This window comes from Caproicibacter fermentans (genome assembly GCF_009746625.1).
Taxonomy (GTDB): domain Bacteria; phylum Bacillota; class Clostridia; order Oscillospirales; family Acutalibacteraceae; genus Caproicibacter; species Caproicibacter fermentans.
Genome location: NZ_VWXL01000093.1, coordinates 1 through 1,865, shown reverse-complemented (window position 1 = coordinate 1,865; position 1,865 = coordinate 1). Strand labels below are relative to the sequence as shown.

Annotated in this window: 3 protein-coding genes; 2 read left to right on the top strand and 1 reads right to left on the bottom strand. The window is 48.3% G+C overall.

Features of this window, described 5'->3' with window-relative positions:
* Positions 1-273: 273 nt before the first annotated feature.
* Complete coding sequence (locus tag CAFE_RS15800) at positions 274-1,167, bottom strand: hypothetical protein (RefSeq protein ID WP_156991164.1); 894 nt, start codon at positions 1,165-1,167, stop codon at positions 274-276.
* A gap of 380 nt (positions 1,168-1,547) precedes the next feature.
* On the opposite strand from CAFE_RS15800, the gene CAFE_RS20185 reads away from it, so the two are divergent.
* Both CAFE_RS20185 and CAFE_RS20515 read left to right on the top strand, forming a co-directional pair.
* On the top strand, positions 1,548-1,739 hold the full coding sequence (locus tag CAFE_RS20185; RefSeq protein ID WP_233452841.1) for a hypothetical protein: 192 nt from the start codon (positions 1,548-1,550) through the stop codon (positions 1,737-1,739).
* A gap of 52 nt (positions 1,740-1,791) precedes the next feature.
* On the top strand, positions 1,792-1,865 hold a 74-nt coding region (locus CAFE_RS20515; protein WP_330594057.1), incomplete at its 3' end, for a hypothetical protein.

Genomic DNA, 1,865 nt, shown 5'->3' with positions numbered 1-1,865 from the left:
ATTCCGCAAAAGTGGAAATAAATTCAGGAGTATAGCGTTGAAATTCGACGTAATCATTCAGTTTGGAACGCCTCTTGAATCCCTTTTCGCTGAATTCCTCTTCCTGCGCCATTTGTTCAGAGGTTCCTTAGAAATACTTTCGACCAGAAGGTCGGCGGTTCTAGGAACGCCGACCTTCTGCCGTGCCGTCGTATCAAGTTGCTCGTATTGGCATGTCGTTCATTCCTTTGTGCTGATATTATAAGTGTAAAAGCAAACATTGACATGAGGCTTTTATTTATCCTTTTCCCGATTTTTGTATACGTTGTACCGGTTTTTACACTGTGGACTGCAAAAAACAGCGCTGGGGCGACTCGCCATGAACGCCCTACCGCAATGCTTGCAGACACGCAGAGGTTTTGCCTCGTCCGTTAACATGAAGCTGAACATCATCTGGATGCCAAGCAGCAGTGAATGAAAATCCCATATGATGGTTGGTTTGTCCAGCAGCGCAATATGATACGTCGGCGCGATACCGTCAAAGGCCGCCATGCCCTGCCGGTAAAGTTCGCGGGCGGTTTCGTCGATCTTGTCATATTCTTCATAGTAAAGAAAGCTGGAACAAAGGGTAAACGCCCAATCCTTGAATTGCTGTATCAGCCAGTCGTAACGTTCGGCATATTCCCGCTGAAATCCCATGTTTACCGCCATCGGCTTATCGCTCATCGTCATCGCCAGCGCGATCATGGTGCGGTCGGTCACGTTCCATGCCGATACTTTCCCATCCTTCACAAAGTCTGGTTTCCCAAAAGGGAAAAACAGCGCGGTATACGCATCAACTTTCATGGACTCATCCTTGATGAAATGGTTTTTAGGCAAATATACGGCTTCATAATCCATGAAGCATGGCGTTGCCGGCAGCGCGGTTATCAGTCCCAACAGTCCATAACGGGAGGCAAAATCCATGACTCCCTGCCGTATCTTTTCTTCCCCGGCACGGTTCATGCACAGCAGCCCCACGTTTAGCGCGTCGAGCACCATCGTCTCGGCGTTCTTTAACGGATCGTATACCTGCGGCGCGGCTTTCGCTATCGGCGTGACATACAGTTTGCCGTTCTCACCCTGCTTAAGCTCATATTCACTGTACCGCACCCAATGGGAGCTTGCATTTTGGAACAGGTTTTTCATCACACGCCTCCAAATTGTAATCTCAATCAATAACAATTATATTACTATCCTATCAGCCGTCCTTGTTGCCGTCAAGGGCGGATTTTTTGTGTCCATTCAGGAATACTCGCTCTGTCGTCGTCAGGGGCAGCCCGTTTTTATCCCTGACGGCCAGTTTTACCAGTAGTTTTTTGCGAAGATCAGACAAAAGGCGGAAGGAGGAGTGAGACGGTTCAGATTACACCAGACGGAATCTTTTCATAAATATCATACTGTGAACGCGCACAAAACGCAAGAAAGGAGGCCCATTATTAGGGAACCTCTGATTTAATCCGCCCCTCTACCGAAGAGAGGAGAACTCTGGTAAAATAGAACTATCAAGACACAGGCGGTGCGGAAAAATGAAAAAGCAACAAACTTTTACGGATATTGAATATAGCTGCAGAAAGAAGAAAACGCGGTGGGAAGAGTTTCTGGAAATCATGGACGAGATTATCCCGTGGGATGAGTGGGTCGGTATCATTGAGCCATATTATCCCCACGGCAAACGGGGACGTCCACCCATGGGCATAGAACGGATGCTGCGGATGTAGGTTCAACCTTTCCGACCCGGCCACCGAGGACGCAATCTATGACAGCTATGCCATGCGTAAGTTTACCGGCATCGATTTCATGACGGAGAATGTTCCGGATGAGACGACGCTTTGCAAGTTTCGGCA

Coding starts and splice junctions, on each gene's coding strand:
- CAFE_RS15800 (WP_156991164.1), bottom strand. CDS start 1,167: ATGAAAAACCTGTTCCAAAATGCAAGCTCCCATTGGGTGCGGTACAGT.
- CAFE_RS20185 (WP_233452841.1), top strand. CDS start 1,548: ATGAAAAAGCAACAAACTTTTACGGATATTGAATATAGCTGCAGAAAG.